21 protein-coding genes, 1 tRNA gene and 2 pseudogenes are annotated in these 21,212 nt (G+C 52.6%); 18 read left to right on the top strand and 6 right to left on the bottom strand.

What is annotated here, in order from left to right:
• Position 1 precedes the first annotated feature (1 nt).
• The 3 genes from IPG22_04230 (at position 2) to IPG22_04220 (ending at position 4,026) form a co-directional block, all read left to right on the top strand.
• A complete protein-coding gene (locus tag IPG22_04230; protein ID MBK6587510.1) occupies positions 2-670 on the top strand; it encodes a hypothetical protein in 669 nt (222 codons plus the stop codon).
• A 151-nt stretch (positions 671-821) separates the two neighbouring features.
• Complete coding sequence (locus IPG22_04225) at positions 822-3,005, top strand: TonB-dependent receptor (GenBank protein MBK6587509.1); 2,184 nt, start codon at positions 822-824, stop codon at positions 3,003-3,005.
• Between the two features lie 355 nt (positions 3,006-3,360).
• Positions 3,361-4,026, top strand: coding sequence for a dienelactone hydrolase family protein (locus IPG22_04220; GenBank protein ID MBK6587508.1), 666 nt, complete (start codon positions 3,361-3,363; stop codon positions 4,024-4,026).
• On the opposite strand, the gene IPG22_04215 is transcribed toward IPG22_04220, so the two are convergent.
• Positions 4,023-4,868: a carbohydrate kinase family protein gene (locus tag IPG22_04215; GenBank protein MBK6587507.1), complete on the bottom strand. Its 846-nt coding sequence runs from the start codon at positions 4,866-4,868 to the stop codon at positions 4,023-4,025. The genes IPG22_04220 and IPG22_04215 overlap by 4 nt on opposite strands.
• 252 nt (positions 4,869-5,120) lie before the next feature.
• On the opposite strand from IPG22_04215, the gene IPG22_04210 reads away from it, so the two are divergent.
• The 9 genes and pseudogenes from IPG22_04210 to IPG22_04170 all read left to right on the top strand — a co-directional run bounded on the left by IPG22_04210 (position 5,121) and on the right by IPG22_04170 (position 13,342).
• Complete coding sequence (locus IPG22_04210) at positions 5,121-5,333, top strand: hypothetical protein (GenBank protein MBK6587506.1); 213 nt, start codon at positions 5,121-5,123, stop codon at positions 5,331-5,333.
• Between the two features lie 288 nt (positions 5,334-5,621).
• A complete protein-coding gene (locus IPG22_04205; protein ID MBK6587505.1) occupies positions 5,622-5,855 on the top strand; it encodes a hypothetical protein in 234 nt (77 codons plus the stop codon).
• Positions 5,819-6,259, top strand: a pseudogene (locus IPG22_04200) (HD domain-containing protein). Before IPG22_04205 ends, IPG22_04200 begins: the two are co-directional and overlap by 37 nt.
• A complete protein-coding gene (locus IPG22_04195) occupies positions 6,233-7,618 on the top strand; it encodes a diguanylate cyclase (GenBank protein ID MBK6587504.1) in 1,386 nt (461 codons plus the stop codon). Before IPG22_04200 ends, IPG22_04195 begins: the two are co-directional and overlap by 27 nt.
• Positions 7,619-7,998: 380 nt before the next feature.
• Positions 7,999-9,881, top strand: a pseudogene (gene pilB, locus IPG22_04190) (type IV-A pilus assembly ATPase PilB).
• A gap of 18 nt (positions 9,882-9,899) precedes the next feature.
• Entirely contained in the window at positions 9,900-10,124 is a 225-nt protein-coding gene (locus IPG22_04185) for a hypothetical protein (GenBank protein ID MBK6587503.1), read from the top strand.
• A complete protein-coding gene (locus tag IPG22_04180; protein MBK6587502.1) occupies positions 10,097-10,711 on the top strand; it encodes a hypothetical protein in 615 nt (204 codons plus the stop codon). Before IPG22_04185 ends, IPG22_04180 begins: the two co-directional genes overlap by 28 nt.
• 134 nt (positions 10,712-10,845) lie before the next feature.
• Positions 10,846-12,054, top strand: a complete 1,209-nt coding sequence (locus IPG22_04175; GenBank protein ID MBK6587501.1) for a type IV pilus twitching motility protein PilT — start codon at positions 10,846-10,848, stop codon at positions 12,052-12,054.
• 55 nt (positions 12,055-12,109) lie between these two features.
• Positions 12,110-13,342 (top strand): type II secretion system F family protein, encoded by a 1,233-nt coding sequence (locus tag IPG22_04170; protein ID MBK6587500.1) that lies wholly within the window; start codon positions 12,110-12,112, stop codon positions 13,340-13,342.
• Positions 13,343-13,454: 112 nt separating this feature from the next.
• Here IPG22_04170 and IPG22_04165 read toward each other — a convergent pair.
• The 3 genes from IPG22_04165 to IPG22_04155 all read right to left on the bottom strand — a co-directional run bounded on the left by IPG22_04165 (position 13,455) and on the right by IPG22_04155 (position 14,805).
• Positions 13,455-13,531, bottom strand: a tRNA-Ala gene (locus IPG22_04165).
• 102 nt (positions 13,532-13,633) lie between these two features.
• Positions 13,634-14,416 carry an enoyl-CoA hydratase gene (locus IPG22_04160; GenBank protein MBK6587499.1) on the bottom strand — a complete coding sequence of 261 codons (783 nt, stop codon included), beginning with the start codon at positions 14,414-14,416 and terminating at the stop codon, positions 13,634-13,636.
• A 14-nt stretch (positions 14,417-14,430) separates the two neighbouring features.
• Positions 14,431-14,805: a PilZ domain-containing protein gene (locus tag IPG22_04155; protein ID MBK6587498.1), complete on the bottom strand. Its 375-nt coding sequence runs from the start codon at positions 14,803-14,805 to the stop codon at positions 14,431-14,433.
• Between the two features lie 236 nt (positions 14,806-15,041).
• Between IPG22_04155 and trxB the strand changes: the two genes are divergently transcribed.
• Positions 15,042-16,022 carry a thioredoxin-disulfide reductase gene (gene trxB, locus IPG22_04150; GenBank protein MBK6587497.1) on the top strand — a complete coding sequence of 327 codons (981 nt, stop codon included), beginning with the start codon at positions 15,042-15,044 and terminating at the stop codon, positions 16,020-16,022.
• Positions 16,023-16,024: 2 nt separating this feature from the next.
• Here the strand turns inward: trxB and IPG22_04145 are convergent, their stop codons facing one another.
• A complete protein-coding gene (locus IPG22_04145; GenBank protein ID MBK6587496.1) occupies positions 16,025-16,621 on the bottom strand; it encodes a lipocalin family protein in 597 nt (198 codons plus the stop codon).
• Between the two features lie 100 nt (positions 16,622-16,721).
• Between IPG22_04145 and IPG22_04140 the strand changes: the two genes are divergently transcribed.
• Entirely contained in the window at positions 16,722-17,009 is a 288-nt protein-coding gene (locus tag IPG22_04140; GenBank protein ID MBK6587495.1) for a zinc ribbon domain-containing protein, read from the top strand.
• Positions 17,010-17,068: 59 nt separating this feature from the next.
• Complete coding sequence (locus tag IPG22_04135; protein ID MBK6587494.1) at positions 17,069-17,911, top strand: VWA domain-containing protein; 843 nt, start codon at positions 17,069-17,071, stop codon at positions 17,909-17,911.
• Here IPG22_04135 and IPG22_04130 read toward each other — a convergent pair whose 3' ends face one another.
• Positions 17,912-18,757, bottom strand: coding sequence for a thymidylate synthase (locus tag IPG22_04130; protein ID MBK6587493.1), 846 nt, complete (start codon positions 18,755-18,757; stop codon positions 17,912-17,914).
• Positions 18,758-18,875: 118 nt separating this feature from the next.
• Between IPG22_04130 and IPG22_04125 the strand changes: the two genes are divergently transcribed.
• From IPG22_04125 to IPG22_04115, 3 genes are all read left to right on the top strand, one after another.
• A complete protein-coding gene (locus tag IPG22_04125) occupies positions 18,876-19,337 on the top strand; it encodes a hypothetical protein (protein MBK6587492.1) in 462 nt (153 codons plus the stop codon).
• A 69-nt stretch (positions 19,338-19,406) separates the two neighbouring features.
• Positions 19,407-20,402 carry a methyltransferase domain-containing protein gene (locus tag IPG22_04120; protein ID MBK6587491.1) on the top strand — a complete coding sequence of 332 codons (996 nt, stop codon included), beginning with the start codon at positions 19,407-19,409 and terminating at the stop codon, positions 20,400-20,402.
• A gap of 79 nt (positions 20,403-20,481) precedes the next feature.
• Positions 20,482-21,123: a hypothetical protein gene (locus tag IPG22_04115; GenBank protein ID MBK6587490.1), complete on the top strand. Its 642-nt coding sequence runs from the start codon at positions 20,482-20,484 to the stop codon at positions 21,121-21,123.
• Positions 21,124-21,212: the final 89 nt, after the last annotated feature.

Genomic DNA, 21,212 nt, shown 5'->3' with positions numbered 1-21,212 from the left:
TTTGAACAAAGCATCTTTTTTGATCGTCGCTATCCTGCTGTTGTCCGGATTTAAGGCCAACTCGCAAACATCGGACGTAAACTTAAAAAACGCTGAGCTTGTTCGGGTTCCATATCAGCCGACAAATTGTGACAGACTCCGTGACTATTTTCGCGATACACTGTCGATGTATGGAAAGCCGGGCGGCATCATTATGACCAACGGAGCATGCTCTCGATCAAAAGGTTCGCCCGAGGCCGAACAGGGGGAACTGTACGAAAGGCTAAACGCCGTTATGCAGGTTGAGTCGGGTTTTGTCTGGAGCGAGGATTCCGGCGTAATGAATTTATTGCCCGCTGGGACGGAGTCCAGTTTGGTGGATACCAAACTCAGCGAGTTTAAGATAACGGTTGGCGATGAACTTTCGATGGTTTTCCAGGAACTCCGCCGCCGCCCTGAATTCTTAGAACGCATGAAGGAATTGAACTTAAAGGAGCCAAGTTTAGAAATCGGCGGCGGCCTCCAGTCACCGCCAAGCAACCGCCCAAAGCAGGAATTCACGTTTATTGGTAAAACGATCCGCGAGATCCTTAACGAAATAGTTAGAAAGCGCGGACGCGGAATTTGGCTGTACGATGAACACAACTACAATGGAAATAATACATACCGGCTGGTTTTTTTAGGGCCATGAAACCGGGCTTAGGAAAACTCTTCTTGTCTAAATTCATCCCATTCAATCCACCCATTCCCGCCTTTCGACCGTTCATTAAAAACTTATCGCCGAAGTCTTAGCGAGGTGCGAACCTTAGAGTTCGGAATTTTACGTCGGTGATAGAACAACAATGAACAGATCGCTTTCTCTTTTCGCTATTATTCTTTTATTTTCTGCCGCAGGTTTAGCCCAAAGTACGGGCAAGATCACGGGCAAAGTGGTTTTTGATGCGGATAATCATCTTTTGCATCAGGTTTCGATCCAGATAGCCGGTCTCAATCGCACTGCGGTGACTGACGATCAGGGCAATTATTCCTTTGATGCGGTTCCGCCGGGCGATATACGGTTGTGGCCCATCAGGAAGGTTTTGGCGATGCCTCGAAAAACGGTAACCGTAACGGCTGGGGGAACGGCAACTGTTGATTTCCAACCGCAGTTGACCGGTATCAAGGAAAACGTCACCGTCACTGCAAGTGGCACAGAACAGTCAACCTTCGAGGCGATCGCATCGGTCAGTTCTGTGAATTCGAACCAGATCACTGAACGTGCCGCCGTGGGGATCGGTGAAGTTCTAAATGGCGAGCCCGGCGTATCGAAACGCTCGTTCGGGCCGGGGAATTCGCGTCCGGTAATTCGCGGCTTTGATGGCGACCGTGTTCTAGTCTCGACAGACGGAGTTCGGGCGGGCTCGCTGGCTTCGCAGTCGGGTGACCACTCGGAACCGGTTGACGTGCTTGCGGCAGAGCGGATCGAGGTCGTCAAAGGCCCGGCAACTTTGCTCTATGGCAGCAACGCGATCGGCGGCGTCGTCAATTCGATCAGCGGCCACGATGAAGGTACTCATCCGGGGCTGCGGGGATATTTCTCTGGAATTGGCGGTACGAACAATAGTCAGGGAGCGGCCAGCGGTGGCGTTGAATACGGCGTCGGAAACTGGATGTTTTGGGGTAACGGCACTGGCCAACGGACCAGCGATTATAATGCCGGCGGTGACTTTGGCAAGGTTCAAAATACCTTTACGCGAAGTGCCTCGGGCAGCCTCGGCGGTGGATATTACGGCAAGAAGGCGTTTTTTAACACAACCTTCAGCTATTACCAGAATCGCTATGGTATACCGCTCGACATCAATGATCCGGACGCGGAACTCCGCAGCCTTAGGATGTGGCGTAACGATATCAAGTTCAATTTTGGGCTGACGAATCTCGATTCGTTTATCTCGGGAGCTAAATTCACAGTTGATTTTAGCAACTACAAGCATCAGGAACTCGTCGATGGCGATGTCGGAACGACATTTCGCAATAAGGTTTACTCATATCGCGGAGTTTTCGAGCAGAAGCAGTACAGCAAATTGAGCGGACGTTTCGGATTCGAGGGCTTTGGCCGCAAGTATCAGACTGCGGGCGACGAAGTTTTGGTAAATGGCCCGGTGAAACAGGATTCGTTCTCGGCCTTCGCGTTACAGGAATTGAAATATGAACGCGTTACGTTCCAGTTTGGCGGACGCGTTGAGAATAATCGCTACAAGCCGACCGACCCGGATCTGATCAAGCGAGATTTCACAGGCGTTTCGGCCGCGGCCGGAATGCGTGTCGGCCTGTGGGACGGCGGCGCTTTTGTCACAAACTTCTCACACTCGTACCGTGCTCCGGCGCTCGAAGAGCTTTACAACAACGGCCCGCACGATGGCACCCTGGCGTTTGAGGTCGGGAATTCAGCCTTAAAGGCCGAGCAGAGCAACGCCATCGATGCCGCGATCCGGCACCAGAAAGGCCGCGTAAAAGCTGAGGCTAATGTCTTTTACTACGATATTAAGGATTTCGTTTTCCTCGCACCAACGGGTGTAAACGATCCAGAGAGCGGGCTCGAGATCGCAAATTATGTTCAGGGAAACAGCCGTTTTGTCGGAACCGAGCTGAGTCTCGACTACACAGCTCACAAGTACGTGAATGTGCTCGCCGGGCTTGATTATGTCAATGCCGAGCTAAAGACCGGGCAGCCACTGCCGCGTATTGCTCCGCTTCGCGGCCGCCTGGGCCTCGACCTGCATTATCAGAATCTAAGCGTAAGGCCGGAATTCGTTGCGGTTGGGCCGCAGGACAGGCTCTTTACTAATGAGACTCGCACGGCTGGATACGGTGTCGTAAATGTTGCCGCGTCATATATTATTCCGACGCAGCACTATGCGAATATCTTTTCGGTAAACGCCTATAATCTCGGAAACAAGCTGTTCTACAATCACATCTCCTTCATTAAGGACATCTCGCCCGAGATCGGGCGCGGTGTGAGATTCAGCTACACGATCAGATTTTTCTAACCCATCTTGCTACCCATCGGCCACTGACCGGACGTCTCACGAGGCGTCCGGTTTTTCATGCTTTTTGGTAGAGTGATTTCTCGCGAAAACTACGTTTGAACAAACTCGGATTTTACTCTACCAATCAAGCTGTTTAGGGCCGACAGGCGGGGCGATTCCTTCGAACAATCGGCCATTTTCACGGATTATAGTGCGGTAAACAGGGTCTTTTGTCGAAAGTGTGAATCGATTCACACTTTTCGGGGTCAAAATGGCCGCCAGAGAAAAATACACATTTGGATCACCCCAAAAAATGAGCCGGTGATTCTCGTTTTTCGCGTAAGCCGCTATAATTACCCTCATCCGGAGATCTTCTATGCAAACAGAAACACTTTCATTCGAAACCGCTAACGGCCCGACATCGGCTTACGCTGCACATCCCGACAGCCCGAACGGAAAGGCTGTTATTCTGATCCAGGAATGGTGGGGCCTCAATGATCACATTAAGGATATTGCCCGGCGATATGCCGACGAAGGTTTTGTCGCGATCGCGCCCGACCTCTATCGCGGCAAGCTCGCCACAAACCCTGCCGAGGCCGGAGCGATGATGAATGCCCTCGCGATCGAGGACGGGCTCGACACGATCAAGAATGCGATCGATGCGGCATCACTTGCTTTCGACCTGTCGCATTTCGGCATCACGGGCTACTGTATGGGAGGAACTTATGCTCTGCGGGCGGCGTGTGAGCTCGAAGGCCTCAGTGCGGCAGCTCCGTTCTATGGGGATGTCCCCGAAGATGAGATCCTCCAAAAGCTGACGACGCCGACGATCTTCATTTCGGGTACAAAAGACGGTTGGATCAATCCCGAAAAGGTCGCCAAACTTGAAGACGCGGCTGAGCGATTCGAACTGCCGATCCACTCGGTCAAATACGAGGCGGACCACGCGTTCTTTAACGACACGCGTCCTGAAGTTTACGACGCGACAGCCGCCGCAGACGCCTGGGCTCTTGTCACCGGATTTTTCAAAGATAAACTCTAAGTTTGCCGCAAAAGCTGATCTAATTCCGAGAGGGTTGGAAGCGTCGTTCGGGCTCCAACCCCTCGGCAATTTAGGGCCGCAACGCCATTTGCCGCGGCCGCACTTTCCTCGACGCTCCTGCCACTAAGCATCCCGAAAAGAAAGCCCGTTCGAAAGGCATCACCGGCTCCAGTCGTGTCCGCACATCCGCCCGGAACTTCGAATCCCGGCGTCCTGATCAACTCACCGCCGCAAAACAGCAACGAACCCGCATCGCCGAGCGTGAGGCCGGTAATCGGGCAGCCAAACCGCGACGACAGCTCTCTAAGAGCCTGGTCGTTTTCCATGGTTCCAAACAGTTTTGACGGAAACTCAGCGGAGACGATACAGACGTCTACGAGCGGAAGCAGGTCCTCGATTCCCTTAAAGATGTTGTCAACATCCGCAGATACGATCACTCCAGCTTCTCGTGCCGCCTCTGCCATAGCGATACACGCGTCAGTATCGTGGGGCGTTAAATGCAGCACGCGGCCTTGTTTCGCTGCTGACAGCGGAGCCTCCGCAGCCGAATAGCTAAGCTTAGTATCTCGCTGCCAGATGACCGTGCGTTCGCCGCTCTTTTCGTCGATAACGATAAACGCGATCTGGGTCAAGGCCCCGGGAACAACTTCGGAAGAAGCAATATCAACGCCTTCAGCGGCAAGAGAATTTAAGCCGATCTCGCCCGCTCCGTCATCGCCGAAACGGCCGATATACGCAGTTTTCATTCCAAGCCGGCTGAGGCCCAACATCGACGAAGCCACCTCGCCGCCCGCTTGGATCGAGTATTCGCGGAGCTCGATCTTTGAGGCAAAGCCGGATATTCCGGTACGCGGATAAGGTAATCCACGGCATTTGTGCCGAAACCGACAGCGTCGAAATCATTCTCAACCAGGATCGAAAAGGGAAATTGCATCTATTTTGCTGAGTACCTATGGTTTGTCATGCGGAAAAAACTTAACAATTAATTCTTGCCAAAACGTTCGATTTCAAGTTAGATTGAAAGTCAGGCCTATTTCACGCGATTTTTGCGTGAAAAACAAGTACCACCCATTAGGTCCCGGAGATCACACTTAATGCCAACATCCATTTGTCCTGAATGCACCGAAGAAGTTTACGTCGATGCCGAGTGCGAACAAGGCGACACGGCGGTTTGCGAAGAGTGTGGTTCGAGCCTGGTTGTTGTCGGCCTTGACCCGATCGAACTCGATCGTAAAGACGAGGAAGCCGATGACCATCCCGACCGCGACGGTTTTGATAGTTACGATTTTGACGACGATCGATATTAGCAAGATCGGTAACACGCGGACGTGAGCTGAGATATCGCCAGATATCCAAAATAAGATCGCTCAAAACATTTTCCTGCTCCCGCGGTCAAAATGACGCGTATCAGTCAATTTGACGTGTCAACTCGACCGAACCAACAATCGCCGACCCCACAAATACCGCATTTTCCTAGCTTTGACTCTAGCCACCTCGTGGCACACCGATTGTATAAACTGTAACGTTGGACGGCCTCATGGGCCGGTGATCAAAAGTAGACTGAAGGATCTGCCGAAATAGGATCTTGGTCAAAAATGACGACTGCCTTATCCAAAACTAGAAACCTTAAAGCACTGTATTGGTGCTCGGCGGTCGCTATTGCCGTTCCATTCATCTGGTCGCTGGTACATTTCTTCGGCATCGGGGTCGTTCTCCTTTTGACACCGCTGACGGGCGCCGCAGTTGTCGCGTACCGGATGCACCTTAGCCGGCTGGCTGAAAAACCAGGGAAATATCCGAGGCAAGCCGGGTTCATCTTGCGACGGTAGAGGCTCTAGCGACCGCGATCGATGCACGCGATCAGGTCGGCGTCGGGCATGTTAGGCGTACACAGATCTATGCGGTCGGGCTCGGACGGATCCTGGGCCTTTCAGAAAAAGAGATCGACGCGCTCCGTACCGGAGCCCTGCTTCACGACATAGGCAAACTGGCAATACCCGATCATATTCTTAATAAACCCGGCGGCTTAACGCCGGCGGAACTTGAAAAGACGAAGATCCATCCGGAAGTTGGCGCCCTGATCCTCGAAAAGGTCGGCTTTGATTCGCCGGTTATCCCGACGATCAAATACCACCACGAATACTGGAACGGCCGAGGGTATCCCGAAGGCTTGGCCGGAGACCAAATACCGTTGACTGCCCGCATTTTGGCAGTTGCCGATGCTTTTGACACGATCCGCGGGGCCCGACCCTACAGGCCCGCTCTGCCTCGCGATAAAGCCCGGCAGATCATTCAGACCGAAGCAGGCGTGCGGTTCGATCCAATGATCGTAGACACACTGCTGAGAAATCTCGCCAGTCTCGAGAGCGATATCACCGCTCAGGGGCTCTCATACACGGATTCTTCGCTGAGTGCCGCCGGGAACGGCAAACAGAACTACGTCGAGCAGATCAAGCTCGCCAACCGAGAGGTCTTCAGCCTGTACGAGCTGGCCCGAGAGTTCAGCTCCGCTGTCGATCTGCAATCGACGCTCGAAATGTTTGCCAGCAAGGTCGGTAAATTTGTGCCGTTCGATACCTGTGCTCTGTATCTGCTCGATCACACCAAACGCTCGGCGACCGCCTCCCATGTTGAAGGCCAGAACGCCGATCTGCTTCGGCTGCGTCAGATCAAGGTCGGCCAGGGAGCTACCGGCTTCGCGCTTAAGTCACGTGAGATCGTCCAGAACGTTGAGCCCGATCTCGATTTTCAATATTCGCAGACCGAGCTGACGCAAATGTATCTCACGATGGCGTCGGTTCCGCTTATTGCTGATGAGGAACTGATCGGTGCGGTCACGATCTATTCTCAGGAACTCGAATCCTATGGCGAAGAGAATATTCGCCTGCTTGAGACGATCTCTCGTATCGCCGCGGATGCAATAGGCAAATCACTCAAGCATGACGAGGCGACGACGCACGCGATGACCGATCCGATGACCGGGCTTCCTAATGCCCGCAGCCTGCAGCGTCAGTTTGAGAAAGAAGTCGCCCGTGCGAGCCGCGGAGGCAGCAGCTTCCAGGTGCTGATGCTCGATCTCGATGGATTTAAGGCAGTTAACGACACACACGGTCACAAAGCCGGTGACGAAATGCTTCGCGAGATAAGCAAGGTCATTCGTGAGCAGCTTCGCGAATATGATTTCCTTGCACGTTACGGTGGTGATGAGTTCGTCGCTCTCGTTCCGGGAACTGAACCCGGCGATGTCGTCGATCTCTGTGATCGTATCGAAAAGGCTGTTTGTGCTTTCAAGCTTCCGGTCGGCGAAGCCAAAACGGCATCCGTCGGCGTCAGTCTGGGAGCCTCCGGATACCCGCAGGCAGGTGAGACGTTCGACCAAATGATCGTCGCTGCCGATAAGATAATGTACGAACGCAAGGTCAGCCGAAAGCGGTTCGCCCTGACCCATAACGTCGGAGCTGCCAACCGGCCACCCAGCGATCTGTCAGCAGATTTTCCCAATATCTACACCACGTTACCGTCAAGCGACAATCTGATCGTCGAACTCGACGAAACGCATGTTCTCTCCCCGTCTTCTTCGTCGATCAACTAGCAAACCTTGCGTTTTGCCCTATCGAAGTGATGCTAGATTCCTAATGCCTAGAATTTTCGATATTGTCTAGCCAGCCCGTCTCCTTTTTTAACCTATTTTTGTAGGGTTCCCCGGTTACACCTCCGATCTGTTCAAGCCCGCGTTAGATAGAGATAGGACAACGCCCCGGGGCTTGAGCGCTGATAAGTCGGTCATTCTGACCGGTCACCATTCAACTGAAAAGAATCGTTGACACAGTTGTGTATAACAATGTAATATTTCATTTGAACGATGTTAATCATCGTTTATCTGTATAGCCTCTCGATCAATTTGACCTACGAATCTACTCATAAGTTTCCGTGTGGTCTCAAGTAGGTAATGGAAACTTACCCGCAATATAAATGTCAGCAAAACTTGGCGAAATTTTAGTCCGCGAAAATTTGATCACCCCGGATCAACTGCGCGAGACCCTTGAATACCAGCGTGCAAACGGTGGTCGATTGGGATCCAATCTCGTGCGGCTCGGATATGTTTCGGATGACGTTGTCACAGCCGTTTTGTCCCGCCAGTACGGTGTGCCTTCGATCAACCTTGACCTTTTTCAGATCGACTCCGACGTCATCAAGCTTATCTCTGAAGATGTGGCGATGAAATATTCGGTCCTGCCCATTTCCAAGGTCGGCGCAACGCTGACGCTGGCGATGGCAGACCCGACGAACGTCTTTGCGATGGATGACATCAAGTTCATGACGGGCTTGAATGTTGAGCCGGTGATCGCATCCGAGACGTCGATACAGCTTGCAATAGCAAAATACTATAGCGGCTCGAGCGAGATCGATATTTTCGACGCTGCGTTCGCTGTCGAAGTCGAAAGAAATGGTGTTACCGGCAATGGCAACGGTAATGGAAATGGACATGGCCCGATCGGCGGGAGCCGAAATGGCGTGCCTAAACACGGAGCAAAGGTCGCTGTCGCCGACGAACGCATCACATCTGCCGATCTCGACGTTTCGCTCGATCGATTCGAATTCAATGCGAACGACAGCGACGAACTGGAAATTGTAGAAGAAAACGATGAGATCGATCTGGCCGCTTTGGCAAGGGCCAGCGAAGATGCTCCGGTCGTTCGCCTCGTTAACGTGCTGCTCGTTGATTCGCTTCGCCGCGGAGCGTCAGATATTCACGTCGAGCCTTACGAAAAGGATTTCCGCATCCGCTTCCGAATCGACGGTGTGCTCTATGACGTGATGCATCCGCCGATGAAGATCCGCGATCCACTTATTTCCCGTCTCAAGATCATGTCGAAGCTCGACATTTCTGAGAAGCGTCTGCCGCAGGATGGCCGTATCAAGATCAAGGTAAAGGTCGATAACCGTTCGCGCGAACTCGATTTCCGCGTTTCGACGCTGCCAACCCTGTTTGGCGAAAAGGTCGTGCTTCGTCTGCTCGATAAAGACAAGCTCATGCTCGACATGACCAAGCTTGGTTTTGAGCAAGAGAGCCTCGATAAGTTTAAACGAGCGATCGCCAATCCGTACGGAATGGTTCTCGTTACCGGCCCGACGGGTTCCGGAAAAACGAACACGCTCTATTCGGCGCTTCAGTCTCTGAACACGCCGGAAACAAATATCATGACGGCCGAAGATCCGGTCGAATTCAACCTTCAGGGCATCAACCAGGTGCAGATGAAGGAGCAGATCGGGCTAAACTTTGCCGCCGCACTTCGCTCATTCCTTCGACAGGATCCTAACATCGTCCTCGTGGGCGAAATTCGAGACTTCGAAACGGCTGAGATCGCTATCAAAGCGGCGCTCACTGGCCACTTGGTCCTCTCGACGCTTCACACGAACGATGCCCCTCGACCATTTCACGTCTCGTGAACATGGGCATTGAGCCGTTCCTGGTGGCGACGTCAGTGAACATCATTCAGGCTCAGAGACTGATCCGCCGTATCTGCAGTAACTGCAAAGAGGAAGCCCACATGCCGGTCGAAGGCCTTATCGAGGTCGGATTTTCAAAAGAAGAGGCGGCCGATCTCAAGATCTACAAAGGAAGAGGCTGCTCAACGTGCAACAACACAGGTTTCAAGGGCCGCGTTGGCCTGTACGAAGTTATGGAGATCACGGATGAGCTCCGTGAATTGATCATTATTGGCGCTAGCGCAATGGAATTACGGAGAAAGGCGATCGAACTCGGAATGATAACGCTTCGCGAATCAGGTCTTTATAAGATCCGCGAAGGTATCACGACGATCGAAGAAGTGGTCAAGGAAACGGTCATTTAGACCATCTGGAGGGAAACTATGTTGGTTAGGGCAATAGCATTATCATTGGCAATCCTCGTCGGCATCGGAGTGATCATACCGCTCGCTACCGATACGACCGAGGCCGGTCCGCGTAAGGCCAAGAAAAAGAAAGAGAGAACATGGCGCGGAGTAAAGAAATACTCAAAACGCTGGTGGCAGCTCTATCGCGCTCAGGAGCGTCGCAAAAGTCTCTCATGGCTCAGAAGCGTGCACTCAGATTAAAGCAGATCAGAATGGAAGCCGCTCGTGCGACTGAAACGGAAACCGTCGCAGCACCGGTTGCAAAAGCTAAGCCGTCAGTCAAAACGGTAAAGAGCACTGCTCCGGCAGTTCTGCCGACCGGCGAGGAAGCCCCGGCGGGCTGGAGAACGGCCCAGTCTTCACCAGCGGAGCTACAGTTCCGCGTCGATAACTCGGCTGGCGATCAGGTCGGATCGGCTTCGATCTCGGTCGTTGGTCCGGCTGTTTCAGCCTCGTCTGGCCCTAAGAGCGTCGGCGGTGTTTCAACCTCGACACTTCGCCGCGAGGTCATCGACCGCATGATCCGTGAGAACGGATGGGTGGTCAACGACTATCAAAAAGACATCGCCGGACAGCCCGTCTATGTCGTCGTGGCACAGTCACAGACGAAAAGCGGTTCGGTGCAGTCAAGGATGTTCTACTTCACCGAAGTAGATGGCCGCATCTACAGCGTTGCCACCAATTCACCGGCTCAGGAATCCGAGCGTCTTGCTGAGGAATCCGAGAAGGTGATCAACTCGCTCAAGAACCGCTTGCGTCCGGCACTGCGGGCGTCGACCAAAGACTAATGTCAGACCCCCCTGCGTAAGCGGGGGGAAATACCCATGCAACCGATCTCGATCGGCTGCATAGACCGACACTCTCTTACAAACGTGAGTGCCGCCCGCTTACGCAGGCGGTTCTGACCCGCCTATCAATAAATATGAGTTACGAACAAGTCTCAGAATCAACCCTCACCTTACCTGACCTCCTCAGGAAAATGACCGACCTTGGCGGCTCCGACCTCCATTTGTCTACCAACACCGGCCCTCAGGTCCGTGTCCACGGCCATTTGGCTCCGCTTCCGGGCTTTCCGGTACTGTCGCCCTCCGACACGAAAAGGCTCGCGTACTCGGTTCTGACTGATGCTCAGAAGCACCGGTTCGAAGAAAATCTCGAGCTCGACTTTTCTTTCGGCCTGAAGGGAATGTCGCGTTTTCGTGCCAATCTCTTTAATCAGAAAGGTGCGGTCGGTGCGGTTTTTCGTGCCATTCCGTACGAGATCAAATCATTCGAAGCTCTCGGATTGCCCTCCGTAGTTTCGGATATGTGCAAAAAACCGCGTGGACTGATCCTCGTGACCGGACCAACCGGTTCCGGTAAATCCACCACGCTGGCATCGATGGTCGATAAGATCAATATCGACCGGCACGACCACATTCTAACGATCGAAGACCCGATCGAATTCCTCCACAATCACAAGAACTGTGTTGTAAATCAACGTGAAGTTGCAGCCGATACGCATTCATTCGGTGCGGCACTGAGAACTGCACTTCGTCAGGATCCCGACGTCGTGCTCGTAGGCGAAATGCGAGATCTCGAAACCATCGAGATGGCTCTGCGAATTGCTGAAACGGGCCACTTGACCTTCGCTACGCTTCACACGAACTCGGCGTACTCGACCATCAACCGTATCATCGACGTTTTCCCGGCCGAACAACAGTCGCAGGTCCGCACGCAGCTTTCCCTCGTTCTCGAAGGCATTCTTTGCCAATCTTTGCTGCCAAAAGCCTCAGGCGACGGACGTGTGATGGCTCTCGAAATTCTCGTGCCGAACGCCGCTATCCGTAACCTCATCCGCGAAGATAAGATCCACCAGATCTACTCGATGATGCAGACGGGACAGGACAAGTTTGGTATGCAGACCTTCAATCAGGCGCTCGCCACGCTGCACCACAAACGCTTGATCACTCTCGAAACCGCAATGCAGCGGTCGTCGAATGCCGATGAGCTGAAAGAATTGATCGATCGCGGATCCGGCCTGAACGATGCTTACTCGAACGCCCACGGCGGTCGGCCGGCGACCAGGCCAATGCCGGGCAGCGGCAGCCCTTACGCACAGGGCAGAAACATAGGCGAAAGGCCTCGCTAGGTAAAGAATCTTATTGGGAACATAGGTCCTCCGGGCCCTATCGAAGGAGAGTAGAATGCCAACATTTGTCTTTAAGGGAAGAAATCGCCTAAACGAAATCATCGCTGGTGAACGCGAAGCCGCAACGCAGGATGAACTCCGTGCATTGCTTCGCCGCGAGCAGGTCGTTCTGACCCAGGCAACGGAAAAGGGTCGTGAGATCGCCATCCCGAAGCTGGGCCGCCGTAAGAAGGTGGGAGCCAAGGAACTCGCTGTTTTCACGCGTCAATTCTCGGTCATGATCGATGCGGGTCTGCCGCTCGTTCAGTGTCTCGATATTCTCGCCGAACAACAGCAGAATGTTTTCTTTAAGGATGTGCTCCGTCAGGTTCGTCAGAACGTTGAGGAAGGCGCAACCCTTTATCAGGCGATGGAACGCCATCCTAAAGTTTTCGACAGCCTCTACACTCACATGGTCGAGGCCGGTGAAACGGGCGGTGTGCTCGATCTCATTCTCCAGCGTCTTGCTACTTTGATCGAAAAAGTCGTTAAGTTGAAACGCAGCATCGTTTCGGCGTCGATCTATCCGGCCGCTGTTATCACGGTGGCGATCGGTGCTATCGCTCTGATCATGATCGTGGTCATTCCACAGTTCGAGCAGATCTTCCTTGGTTTGCTGGGACCGGGCGAATTGCTGCCGCTGCCGACACGAATCGTCATGGCAATAAGCGGATTCATCGCCGGCTGGGGCGGACTGACGATCGCAGTCATCGGTATTGGCCTCGGCGTCGCGATCAACTTTTATTACAAAACTCCAAAAGGGCGTTGGAACATAGATTCGTTACTGCTGAAGACGCCGATATTCGGCAGCATCTTACGAAAGGTCGCGGTCGCTAGATTCTCACGAATTCTTTCGACGCTTTTGTCGTCCGGTGTTCCGATCCTGCAATCGCTGGATATCACCGCTAAGACCGCCGGGAATGTCATCATTGAGGATGCAATCATCAAGGTCCGCCAGGGCGTCGAACGCGGTGAAAACTTCGTCGATCCGCTCAAGGCGACCAATGTTTTCCCGCACATGGTCAGCCAGATGATCGGCGTCGGCGAACAAACCGGAGCAATGGATGCCATGCTCGGCAAGATCGCCGATTTCTACGAAGAAGAGGTTGACACAGCCATAGCTGATCTCCTCGGCCTGATGGAACCGGTCCTTATAGCGTTCCTCGGTATCACGATTGGTTCGATCGTTATCTCGATGTACTTACCGCTCTTCTCGCTCATCGGAAAACTCTCGAGCGGCACAAAGTAAGAATTGGTTTTCGGTCTTGTGCCTTCGGTTTTCGCCAAGACCAAAACCTAAAACCTAAAGCCATAGACGAAAACGCCTGTACGACGAAGGTCGCACAGGCGTTTTCATTTTTTGGTGGAGACGAGGGGGGTCGAACCCCTGACCTCTGCAATGCCATTGCAGCGCTCTGCCAAACTGAGCTACGTCCCCGATTTTCAAGTTCCAAGATCGGAGTTGTTAGTTCCGAGTCGGCGAACTTTTGAATTTAACGAAATTGCTGTGATTCGTCAACTCTAAGCGACAGCTACGTTCCTACTTTCCTTGAAAATTTGCCTTTCGCTTTTCGAGGAATGCCGAGACGCCTTCTTTCTTGTCCTCGGTCGAGAAGCAGATCGCAAACAGGTCGACCTCGCGCCGAAGGCCTTCGTCGAGGTTTGATCGGGAGGCGAATTTCACGGCTTCCTTGCTGAGCTGCAGAGCGATCGGAGCTTTTTCGGCGATCTTTTCGGCGAGTTTCATTGTCTCGGCTTCGAGTTGATCGACAGGGTAGACGTGGTTGACGAGGCCGATCCGTTCGGCAGTTACTGCATCTATCATGTCGCCCGTGAGGATCATTTCCATCGATCGGCCTTCACCGATAAGGTTGGTCAAGCGCTGAGTTCCGCCGCCGCCGGGCATTATGCCGAGGTTTATCTCAGGTTGAGAGAACCGAGCCGACTCGCTGCAAATACGAAGGTCGCAAGCGAGCGCGAGTTCGTTGCCTCCGCCGAGACAAAACCCATTGACCATGGCGATGACGGGCTTCGGAAAGCTCTCGAGAGAATTAAAAAATGTCTTCTCGTGAAATAGGTCTCGCTGCGTTACGGGCGTTTGCCCTTCGAACTCGCTGATATCAGCTCCGGCAATGAACGACTTCTCGCCGGCTCCGGTAATAACCAGCACACGGACAGAATCGTCCTTTCGCAGCTCATCGAGAGCCGTCACGCCCTCGGCATGGACGGTTTTGTTCAGTGCGTTCAGCTTGTCAGGACGATTGATTATGAGGACTGCGACCTTGCCGCGTTTTTCGACGGTGATTGTTTCGTAATTAGGCATGGAACAAAATTGGGCTATTCGTGAATTCCGTCAACGATATTATCGTCAGCGATCCAGGCGACGAATAATCTAAGCCAGCTTTCTTTTGGTTCTTCGATCGCGACGCCAACGCGGGACGTTCCGTAGCTTGCGGGTAAGATCCGAATAACCTGGGCTTTTACTTCGACGGGAACTCCGTTGGGGCGATGCGAACGGATGTAGAGGCTCTCACCTTGTGAGATCGGTTGATTGAGTTGAAATAAGGCTCCGAGCGTGGAAATATCGTCGGTTTCGGTGGGTTCGCTCCAAGTCGCGCCGTCATCTGTTCGTCCGGAAACGACGATCGGCAGGCGCAGTGCCATCCTAAGAGCAAACCGTTTTTCCTCGAAGTGAGGCTGATTAGGGGTCATCACAAAATTCCAGCTAGGTTTTAGGTTCGGTCAAATAAAAGAGAATTCTAACACGAAACATCAATTTTGGGAACAATTTAGCGATAGTGCCTTAGAGCTGCGTGAGCACCTTACCAAATGCCCTAACGCGGCAGAAGGCAAAATGGAAAATAGACGAACCTGCTAACGCGTCGCTATACTGTAAAAAAGCCTGGTTAGCCTTTCGATATGCGGCGAAGCTTCATTAGATCAATAATATGACCTCAAAACAGATCCATAAGAAAGTTGTGATCCTTGGTTCCGGGCCTGCCGGATTAACAGCTGCGGTATATGCGGGCCGAGCTCAGCTCGAACCATTGGTCATCGATGGCCCGCAGCCTGGTGGCCAGCTGACGATCACCACAGATGTCGAGAATTATCCCGGATTTTCTAAAGGAATAATGGGGCCGATCCTGATGGATGAGTTTCGAGAACAAGCCCTGCGGTTCGGGACCGAGATCATCAACGTCTGGATCGACTCCGTCGATCTTTCGCAGCGTCCGTTCCGGCTTTTTGCAAAGGAAAGTCAGGACAGCACTGAAATTACAACAACCATTCTGGCCGATACGCTCATAGTCTCAACCGGAGCTTCCGCAAAGTGGCTGGGAATTCCGGGCGAAGCTCCCGTACCCGAAGGCCTCGGCGGGAACGGCGTTTCGGCTTGTGCGACTTGCGATGGATTTTTCTTCAGGGGAAAGCCGATCGTGGTGGTTGGCGGCGGTGATACCGCAATGGAAGAGGCGTTATTCCTCACGAAATTTGCCTCCAAGGTCAAGCTGATCCACCGCCGTCACGAATTTCGCGCGTCCAAGATCATGCAGGACCGCGTCATGGCGAGCGAAAAGATCGAAGTGCGTTGGAATACTGAGGTTCGCGAGATCAATGGCTCAAAAGAAACAGGCGTCGAGAGCGTCCGGCTCTTCAATAACGAGACCAACGAAGAGTACGTTCTGCCAACTCAGGGTGTTTTCATCGCGATCGGCCATCAACCGAACACCTCGCTTTTCAAGGGCATGCTCGACATGGACGAAGTCGGTTATCTGATCACCGAAGGCAAAACAATGAAAACCAACATCGACGGCGTTTTTGCGTGCGGCGACGCCCAGGACGCATATTATCGTCAGGCTATCACCGCCGCCGGCACGGGCTGTATGGCGGCGATTGATGCCGAACGGTTTTTAGCCGAGCACGGCAGCTAGAACTAGTTTTTGACCATAACTGAACCCTTAAGAACGTCGGCGTTCTGAGGGGATCTTTCAACTCTGGTAGGATCAAAGCCCATTGCCTCTGCTCGCCGGAGAATATTCTGATAGTTCGCATCGTCGAGCGTCGGCTTTCGCGAAAGGATCCAGAAGTAGTTTCGCTTTGGTTCGCCGATCGCGACGTATTCATAATCCTTGTCGAGATCGATGATCCAATAGTTTGCCCAAACGAACGGCAGCCATGAAAGTGCACCGGGTGCAAAGCGGACTTTCAGGTTTGAATTAGTCTTTTTATCGTCGATCTTTCCTTCGCCGATCGCGGTTTCGGTCTTTCCGTCCTTCAGAATACACTCGTTTCGAACCTCTATCCGGCCATTTTCCTTGATGGTATAGTTTGCGGTCGTGTTTGCAACGCATTGCTTCTGAAATTTGTTCGGGTACTTTGCGATCTCGTACCATTTGCCGGCGTAACGCTTCAGGTCAACGTTCGCAACGCTTTGAAGGGCCGGCTTGTCCTTAGCCTGTGCCAGGGCAGAAACAGAGAGCACGAGCAAGAACAGTATTGCGGTAAGGGCCTTTGCTGGATCTTTTTTCATTACTTCGTTAATTAACTCCTCAGAGAGGGATTCGTGATTTCACAGAACTTGGATTTTGTTATAATCATTAATGTTGCAGTTTATTTTTTCAGGGTTAATTATGCCGATCTACGAATACAAATGTCAGCAATGCGGAGCTCAGACCGAGGTGCGCCAGAGTGTTTCTGACGAGCCTTTGACAACGTGCGAGAAATGCCATGGAAAGCTTGAGAAACAGTGGTCGCTTTCCGGGTTCCAGTTCAAAGGTGCCGGTTGGTACGTGACCGATTACGCCGGAAAGAAAAGTGGGCCGACCGAATCAACCACAAAGGCCGAGCCTGCATCAAACACTACGGCAGAGTCTAAACCAGCAGCGGTTGAGAGCACGACAAAGCCCAAAAGCGAATGAAAAACGGCGGGCGTAAACTTATTTTCTCGATCTTTTGCCTGGCAACTCTTGCAAGCCTCATGACTGCGCAATCGCGCCGAAGTGCTAAGGGCGATGCCGCCGAAGGCACGATCTTAACCGTTACAGCATTCAGGGAAGACAAGAAAACGGACCCGATCAAGCTCGACAGCCTATTTCTATACGAAAATGGAATCGAGCAGAAGATAAAGAATTTTGCCCTCGACCCGAGCCCTTCGAAGATCGTAATTCTAGTCGACAATTCGCAGACGCTGCCGACATCGGTCGAGAAGATGAAGCAGGCGGTGATGGAATTTGCCTACGAGATCTTTGACGGCGATCAGCTTTTCGTGATCGCCTATGATGAAAAGGCCGAGATCATTCAGGAATGGACTGACGACGCGAAAAAGATGGAAACATCGCTCGCGACCTTTCGCAAAAAAGGCAATCCGTACTTGTTTGATGCGATCGATATCTCGCTAAAGGAAGTACTCGTTCCGCTTATGCCGGGCACGAGGAAAACTGCGGTTATCGTGATCGGTGACGGACTCGACCGCGGCAGCAAAACGCCTTTCGACAAGATCCTCGGCGAACTTCAAAATCAGAACGTCACGATCTACGGCCTGCAGATCCCCGACCGCACCGGCGGAGCTTATCGCCGCGACCAGCCCAAAGCCGGAGCGGTCATAAACCGCCTCGCTGAAGAGACTGGCGGCAAGGTGTTCCCATTTGACGAAGCCCAAACCGCCGCCAAATTCATCTGCGACGAAATGCGCAAGAATCGGTATCTGCTCTCCTACATGCCGACTAACACTTCAGCTTACGACGCGAGAAAGCTCTTCCTCGTCGCCGCTGAGGGGATCAACGTCAGAATGAAAGTCAGCCAGCCGCCAAATGTAAAGTAGTTAGACCGCCACAGGTGCCGCGATCTTCCCCCAGCTTTGATAATTCTCTAATCGCAAATTCTCAAATTTGAAATTGAGCAGGCCATCGAGCCCCTTCAGGTCTTCGGCGTTCACAAATTCTAGTTTGGGCAGCGGCATCGGTTCGCGTGAAAGGAGTTGTTCCACCTGTTCGAGATGATTGCTGTAAATGTGCAGGTCGCCGAAGGTGTGGATGAAATCGCCGACCTCGAGGCGGCAGACGTGAGCAATTAGATGCGTCAGCAGGGCGTAGCTAGAGATATTGAACGGCACGCCCAGGAAAGCGTCCGCCGATCGCTGATAAAGCTGGCAATGGAGAGTTTTGCCGTTGTCGATCTTGAATTGAAAAAGCGTGTGGCACGGCGGCAGGGCGACATCGTCACAAGTTTCGGGACTCCAGCCGGTGACTAGTAGCCGGCGGGAATTGGGATTTGTCTCTATCTCGCGGATCAGCCGAGCGATCTGATCGACGCCGTTCATCTGCGGATAATCACCACCGAATGAACGCCACAGGTAGCCATAGACCGGACCGAGATCGTGGTCCACACGTCCGAACCTAGCAGTCTGCTCGTCGGTCGCCCATTCTGCCCATATATCCACGCCCCGCGCGTCGAGGTCTTTTTCATTAGTCGAACCGCTCAAAAACCAGAAAAGCTCCTCAGCGACCCAACGAAAAGGTATGCGCTTGGTGGTCACGATTGGAAATCCTTCGCGCAAGTCGAACCGCGTTTGATAGCCGAACGTTGAGATCGTACCGGTCCCAGTGCGGTCTTCGTGACGGGAGCCGGCGGCAAGGATATGTTTGAGCAGGTCGTGGTACTGTCGCATTAGCCCTCAATTGTAAATTGTTAATTGGTGATTGTTAATTGGTTGATAGGTGCTTTCGGTCGATTTCCTCAAATTCCAATTAACAATCACCAATTAACAATTTACAATTACTCTGCGTATGTCAGTGAAACTAGAAGTCAGCTTTAACAGTCCACAGTGCGGATGGATGTCGATCGGTTTTGACGACGGCGTGAGTGAATTTCACACCACGACCGCTCACGCCCCGCACGAATCGGCATTGCCGGAACTGATGCGGGTACTGGCCAAGCTCGCCGATCCGGCATCGGGCGAGAACGATTTTCTCCTGAAATGGAATCGTGATCCTGAGGAATTCGATTTTCAGTTCGTCCGCAGCGGCAACAGTGTAAATATCGATATTTTTCAGTACCCGACCGACGAGCGGGACTTGGCAGAACGTGAACTGGTTTTCTCGCATAGCGGTTCGGTAGAGGAAACGGTTGCCGCTTTTGGGCAGACGTTCGACCAGCTTTATGCCGATCGTGAGACGGACGAGTTCGAATTCAACTGGCGGCAGCCGTTTCCGTATCGCGAGTACGAGGAATTTAGAAAGAGGAAGTAACCACGAAAGTGCACGAAATAACACTAAGAGCGAACGATTGATTTCGTGTATTTTTGTGGTTACTAAAAAATGAAAGAGAAACTTTTAGATCTATTAGCCTGCCCGACCTGCGGTGGTGATATTTTGCTGGCTTACGCGAGTAAGTATGACGGCAAGGAGATCATTGATGCCGTTTTGACGTGTAAGAAATGTACCCGTGAATACAAGGTCGTGCGTGGTGTGCCGCGGTTTGTCGATCTGGGCAAGATCGAGGAGGACAAGGCAGCGACGGCGGAGAATTTTGGCTGGCAGTGGACAAATTTCACTCAAGAAGATCCAAAATACAACGAACAGTTCCTCGGCTGGCTGCAGCCCGTCAAGCCTGATTTTTTTGAAGGCAAGGTCGTCCTCGAAGGCGGCTGCGGCAAAGGCCGCCACACGAAGCTCGCAGCCCAGTGGGGAGCGGCCGAAGTTGTCGGAATCGATCTCGGTAACGGTGTGGAATCGGCGTTTGCGTTGACGCGTGAGATGCCGAATGCACATATCATTCAATGCGATATCTTCAAGCTGCCGTTAAAAAAGGTGTTCGATTACGCATTCAGCGTGGGCGTTCTGCACCACACGCCGGATCCGAAAAAGGCGTTCATTTCGCTTGCCGGAAAGGTGAAAAAAGGCGGCCACATATCTGCCTGGATCTATGGTGCTGAGAATAACGAGTGGATCACTAACTACGTCGACCCGGTCCGCACGGGCTTTACCTCGCAGATCTCGCAGCCGATGCTGTATCAGCTTTCAAAGCTGCCAACGCTCGGCGTCTTTCTCGCCACAAAACTCGTCTATCGCCCGATCAACGTCGCCTCAAAAGGCATCGCGAACAAACTCTTCTACAACGAATACCTCAACCACCTCGGATCATTCGGCTGGCGCGAGCAGCACAACATTGTGTTTGACCACCTGGTCGCACCGACGGCGTTCTATATTTCCAAGGATGATTTTGCGACCTGGTGGGATGAGATCAAAGCACAAGACGTCGAGATCAAATGGCACAATGAGAATAGTTGGTGCGGATTTGGGAAAGTGAGTTAGGAGGTTTTGCCCGCGAAAAACGCGAAAATGCGGTAAATGTTCTTTCGCGGAATTTCGCGTTTTTCGCGGGCAAATTCTTATGAGATTCGACACAGGAATTGAGAAAAAATATCGCCACTCCGTCGAGGAAGCGTTCGCTACGATCATAGCGAAGGGCAATGACGAGCATCGCCATGTGATGAACGAGATCGAGGAATCCGATCTGCTTATTCGTGTGCAGCCGGTTAGCGAGATCAACGCTTCGGGGATAACGGGCGTGATAAATTCGGTGAGGACGAATTACAAGCTTGCGACCGAGCGTTTGAGTTTGCGTGAAGCACTGGGCGAGATCTATATCGCGATTGCGAAAGAAACCATCGACACGGGCGGTCAACGCGGCTGCGAGGGCACTTTTGTTCACGAGGGCCGCCATGCATACGATTTTGCGCAGACGATCGAGAGCCTTTCGAACCGCGACATGAATCCGCTCGGAATTTTTAACCCAACACTGTACGAACTGGAACTAGCGGCTCACAAAACCTCGGGCGATTACATGCTCTGCGTAGACAAGCCGGAATACCTGGACGAAGGTCTCGGCCTAATGATCCTCTGCCGCGAAGGCAACGGGCCGTGCACCGTGAGTGATGACGGCATCGTCCAGCGCCTGAACCAAAGCTACGGCCTCGATATCAAAGGAAACCCTGGCTCTCTCGCGACCGAGATGATGGGAATCGTTGTCTAACACAATGCGCAAACCCGCGCGTAAGCAAGGGCGATTCCTTCAACGTGGCTTTGGCGCGCTTGCTTCCATCAGTGGAAGGCCTTGAAATG

Source organism: Acidobacteriota bacterium, assembly GCA_016703965.1.
Lineage (GTDB): Bacteria > Acidobacteriota > Blastocatellia > Pyrinomonadales > Pyrinomonadaceae > OLB17.
This window is presented reverse-complemented; position numbering and strand designations above follow the sequence as displayed.